The sequence below is a fragment of the Streptomyces sp. NPDC059456 genome (genome assembly GCF_042750055.1).
Lineage (GTDB): Bacteria > Actinomycetota > Actinomycetes > Streptomycetales > Streptomycetaceae > Streptomyces.
Window position 1 is genome coordinate 3,537 of record NZ_JBHYVA010000353.1, and the last position, 4,984, is coordinate 8,520.

Sequence of the window (4,984 nt, forward strand, 5' to 3'; positions counted from 1 at the left end):
GGCCCTGGCCGGGGCAAACCCTGGGCCGGGTCGGCGCCGGGCCGTTTGAGGATCCGGTCGCCGACGGTGAGGGACTTCCAGAGCCGGCGGCCGATCCGTACCTTCACGGTTTCGCCGTCGGCGCGGCGGATCTCGGCGAAGTGGTACATGTTCGCGCCGTCGAGCATGCCCCGGGAGAGATGGATGACGACCCCTTCCCAGGAGTCACCGCTTCCGGTTTCGTGTGAATGCGACATGGCAAGGAGCCTACGGAGCGCGCCGGCCGGTCCACCAGGGCCGCGGATCCCGTCCCGGACGGTACGAATGTCACGCGTCAAGAGGGGGAGGACCCGCGCAGGACGGTGTCCGCCTCAGGGCGGGGGTGCGGCACCGGGGCCGCGTCGGGGGTCGCGGGGCGGCGCGGCGCCCCGCGCGATGAAGCGGTGGGCCGCAGCGCCCAGAACGGCGCCCAGGGCCGGAGCCGCGAGGTAGATCCACAGCCCGGCGGTGCTCCCGGACAGCAGCACGGGCCCGAACTGGCGGGCGGGGTTGGCGGAGCCGCCGCTGAGGGGGCCCAGGCCGGCGACGATCGCGCCGACGAGCACCGCCAGGGCCGGGGGGAACCACCGTGCGCGGGCCGGGTGGACGAGGAAGAAGCCGATGACGAGCGTCACCACGACCAGGCAGCCGGCTTCGGCCGTGAAGACGGCCCAGCCGTTCCACGAGGGCGCCGCGACGGCCGCACCGTAGCCGACCCGTGCGACCGCCGGCCCCCAGGCCAGGCGGGCCAGCACGGTCCCGGCGACGGACCCGCCGAGCTGGGCGGCGACGTACGCGGCCACGCCCCGCCCGGGGAAGACCCCCAGCCGCCAGAGGGCGAGCGTGACCGCGGGGTTCACGTGCGCACCCGAACGCCGCCCCCACGGCGAGCGGAGCAGCGCGAAGAGGAGCACTCCCACCAGCGCGCCCACGACGAGCAGGGCCAGGTGGAGGTTCGCGAGGGCGAGCGGCGAAGCAGGGTCGAACACCCAGCGGACGATCGTGACCACCGCGAACACCAGCAGCGTGGTCAGCGCGAACTCGAGCAGGGGGTGACTGCGGCGTTCGGGCCCGGTCCGCACGGGGGCGGGGCCGGTGTCCGTGTCCGGCCCGGGGTCACCGGCCGGCGCCGCGGGCCTGGAGATCTCGCCTCCGCTCATGGGGGCTCCTTCCGTTCGGACTCCGGCGCTCGGTCGTGTACGAGCACGTCGACGAAGCGTGCTGCACACGAGGGCCGGGATGCGCGGGTACACGCCGACGACCGGCGGACCCGGGAAGTCCTCGTGGACCGCTATCCGCCGAAGTCGGGCAGGATCAGGGCGCCGTCCTCGGCCAGCGTGAAGCCGGGATTGTGGGCCACCTCCCAGGCGTGCCCGTCGGGGTCGGTGAAGACGCCGGAGTAGAAGCCGATCGCGTTGACCGCGGCGGGTCGGGTGACGGTGCCGCCGGCGCGGGCCGCGGCGCCGAGGACGGAGTCCACCTCGGCGTCCGTGCGTACGTTGTGGGCCAGGGCGATCCCGCCGAACGGGGCGGGCGCGGCGTCGGGCAGGCCGCAGTCCGCGGCGAGTTTGCCGCGGTCCCACAGGACGAGGGCCAGACCGACCGCCTGGTGGAACACCGTCTCCTGCACCTCGGTGCCGCGCCATCCCAGCGCCGCGTAGAAGTGTGTGGCGCGGGCGAGGTCCGCGACCCCCAGGGTGACCATGCTGATCCGCTGTTCCATGCCGTCACCGTAGCGGGCGCGGGCGGCGCAGCCCGGCAGGCGGACCGCGGGCGGCCCCGCTCCCCGGAGGGGTCCGGGGAGCGGGGCTCGGATCCGGTGGGCCGGACCGGCGCCGTCAGGAGGACTGGTTCGTCAGGATCGCCGGGTCCGACAGGCCCGCGGCTCCCGTTTCGACCTTGCCGGCGAAGCGGCGCGCGAAGCCGGCGGTCTCGGAGGCCGTGACCGTGACGTCGTACCAGCGCTTGGTGTTCTTCAGCGACACGCTGTGGGTGACGGTCGCGCCCTTGGCCACGGTGAGGCGCTTCGGGCCGCCGCCATAGGAGTTGGTGATGGTCAGCGTGGCCGTCGCGCTGCCCGCGTTGGTACAGGTGAGGTCCAGGTTGCCGGTGGTGACGTTGTGGCGGGCGGTGACCTCGGGGCCGGGGGTGGTGCCGGGGTTGCGGAAGCCGCGCAGGAAGCCGTTGGGGCCGTGGACCGTCAGATCCGTGACGCCGGCCGAGTAGCGGGTGTTCCAGGCGTCCGCGATCGACTTGCCGGCCTCGGTGGTGTAGGTCCACGGGGCGTCCGTGCGGTTGCCGGAGGTGACGTGGAACTGCGCGCCCAGGTCCGGGCCGCCGCTGAACGTCAGCCGGAACTTGCCCTCTGCGGTGAGCGCCGTGCCGTCCACGTACGGGGCGTACTTCAGCGGACGGGTCCGGCGCAGGCCCTTCTCCTGGCGCGGCATGCTGGCGACGGCCGGCGGGACCGCGTGGAAGTCGGGGTGGCGCTCGCGGTCCCGGGGCTCGAAGCCGCCGGTGTCGGGCAGGCGTACGGCGGCGGTGTCCTGCCGCTTGAAGTCGAAGGCCGAGGTCAGGTCACCGCAGACGGCGCGGCGCCAGGGCGAGATGTTGGGCTCCCGCACGCCGAAGCGCTGCTCCATGAACCGGATGACCGAGGTGTGGTCGAAGGTCTCGGAGCAGGAGTAGCCGCCGGTGCTCCACGGGGAGACGACGAGCATCGGCACGCGCGGGCCGAGGCCGTACGGGCCGGCGACGTAGCCGGGCTTGCCGGGGAAGACGTCCAGCGCGGTGGCCACGGTGGACAGGCCCTGGTTGGCGTCGACCGGGGCGTACGGCGGGACGACGTGGTCGAAGAAGCCGTCGTTCTCGTCGTACGTGATGAACAGCGCGGTACGGGCCCACACGTCGGGGTTGGAGGTCAGCGCGTCGAGGACCTGCGCGATGTACCAGGCGCCGAAGTTGGCCGGCCAGTTGGAGTGCTCGCTGAACGCCTCGGGCGCGGCGATCCAGGAGATCTGCGGCAGCGTGCCGCCCTGGACGTCGGCGCGCAGGCGGTCGAAGTAGCCTTCGCCCGCCTTGGCGTCGGTGCCGGTGCGGGCCTTGTCGTGGAGCGGGCTGCCCGGCTGGGCGCTGCGGTAGTTGTTGAAGTACAGCAGCGAGTTGTCGCCGTAGTTGCCGCGGTAGGCGTCGTTGATCCAGCCCCAGGAGCCGGCGGCGTCCAGGCCGTCGCCGATGTCCTGGTAGACCTTCCAGGAGATGCCGGCCGCCTCCAGGCGCTCGGGGTAGGTGGTCCAGCCGTAGCCGGCCTCGGCGTTGTTGAGGACCGGGCCGCCGCCGGTGCCGTCGTTGCCGGTGTGGCCGGACCACAGGTAGTAGCGGTTGGGGTCTGTGGAGCCGATGAACGAGCAGTGGTAGGCGTCGCAGATGGTGAAGGCGTCGGCGAGCGCGTAGTGGAACGGGATGTCCTCGCGCGTCAGGTACGCCATGGTGGCCGGGGTCTTGGCGGGCACCCAGTTGTCGTACTTGCCCTGGTTGAACGCGCTGTGGCCGCCCGCCCAGTCGTGGTTGAGGCCCTGGAGGTACTCCATGCCGAGGTCGTCCGACGGGGGGCGGAACGGCAGCGTCTCCTTGCCGGCGTTGTCGCTCTGGTGCCAGACGGACTTGCCGCTCGGCAGTGTCACGGGGCGCGGGTCCCCGAATCCGCGGACGCCGTTGAGGGATCCGAAGTAGTGGTCGAAGGAACGGTTCTCCTGCATCAGGACCACGATGTGCTCGACGTCGGCGATGGTGCCGGTGGTGCCCTGCGCGGGGATGGCGGCGGCACGCGCGATGCTCTCGTTGAGCATGGTCAGGGCGGCGGCGCCGCCGGTGAGCTGGAGGAAGCGGCGGCGGTTGAGTTCTGCCATGGCGAGAGGGACCTCTGCTTTTGGTCGAGAAGTGCGGGAGCGCCCCCAGAACAGCCTGTCCGGGGTACCGGAGAGGGAGCTTGGCGTGACCGTGGCGGATACGCCAGGCGAACGGCAGTCGGATTTCCGCATGAGTTCGGCCATCGGGCCACGGACCGGTGGTACCGGCCGCGGACGCAGGAAGTCCTCTCGGGAGATCTCCGGGGGCCCGGAGCGGCGGGATGCCGGTCTCCGCACCGAGGTGGGCCAGCGCGGCGGACGCCTCGTCCATGCGGAACTCCGGCAGCAGGCCGCCGTGTCCGGTGTCGGACGTCTCCACCGCTTCCATGGCGTCGAAGTCGTGACGACGGCCGCCCCCGGTCATGCTCCGGGGCGGTGGAGATTTGACCGGTTCACCATGCCTGCGGGCCGGCTCGCGGGGCGGCTCCCATGGCTCCGGAGCGGGCGGGTCCGCCCGGGGCCGGCCGCGGTGGCACCCCTTCCGGATGCTTGCCGGCCGGGGCCACGAGCACCGATGGGCTTTGCGCGCCCCGCACACCCGCCGCGCGGCGAGGGTGCGTACGCCCTCGGCACGGCACAAGGGGCCGACGGTGAAGGTGACGAAGCAGGACGGGTCAACAGGCCAACCTGACATGGGCAGTTGCCGTTGTCCCGCCCCGCCCCGAGACTCGGTGCTGCACCACGGCGCACCATCGGACGCCCCGACTTCGAACCATCCGTTCCCTGGTGGCGATCCGTCCGTCGACCGCGGGCGCCGGCCAACCGACGCCGTCTTTGCGCGGAGTGCACCCCCTCATCAACGAGAGGAAGTCAGCCATGTCCGAATTCTCTTCCACCACCGGGTCCGACCTCGACCTGGACCTCGACCTCGACCTCGGTGACCTGACCGTCACCGCGCTGAGCGACACCGCCGCCCTGCCCGAGAACGGCGGCTCGTGGGGCTCTTGCTCCTGCCAGGGCTCGTCCTCCTGTGCCCAGCCGCAGGTGGAGACGCCCGTCGTCTGACGGCCGTGCGGAGCCGCTCCCCGGGGGGCGGGCCCCCCCGGGCGCGCGCCCCC

General features: G+C 72.7%; 5 protein-coding genes. 1 reads left to right on the plus strand and 4 read right to left on the minus strand.

The window, feature by feature from the left end:
• From ACFXA3_RS26385 to ACFXA3_RS26400, 4 genes are all read right to left on the minus strand, one after another.
• Window positions 1-236: hypothetical protein (locus tag ACFXA3_RS26385; protein ID WP_385190773.1), on the minus strand; the 236-nt coding region annotated here is incomplete at its 3' end.
• A gap of 114 nt (window positions 237-350) precedes the next feature.
• On the minus strand, window positions 351-1,178 hold the full coding sequence (locus tag ACFXA3_RS26390; RefSeq protein WP_385190774.1) for an MIP/aquaporin family protein: 828 nt from the start codon (window positions 1,176-1,178) through the stop codon (window positions 351-353).
• Between the two features lie 131 nt (window positions 1,179-1,309).
• Window positions 1,310-1,741 (minus strand): VOC family protein, encoded by a 432-nt coding sequence (locus tag ACFXA3_RS26395; protein ID WP_385190776.1) that lies wholly within the window; start codon window positions 1,739-1,741, stop codon window positions 1,310-1,312.
• Between the two features lie 115 nt (window positions 1,742-1,856).
• Entirely contained in the window at window positions 1,857-3,926 is a 2,070-nt protein-coding gene (locus ACFXA3_RS26400; RefSeq protein WP_385190778.1) for a phosphocholine-specific phospholipase C, read from the minus strand.
• Window positions 3,927-4,742: 816 nt separating this feature from the next.
• On the opposite strand from ACFXA3_RS26400, the gene ACFXA3_RS26405 reads away from it, so the two are divergent.
• Window positions 4,743-4,931: a thiazolylpeptide-type bacteriocin gene (locus tag ACFXA3_RS26405; protein ID WP_385190780.1), complete on the plus strand. Its 189-nt coding sequence runs from the start codon at window positions 4,743-4,745 to the stop codon at window positions 4,929-4,931.
• Window positions 4,932-4,984: the final 53 nt, after the last annotated feature.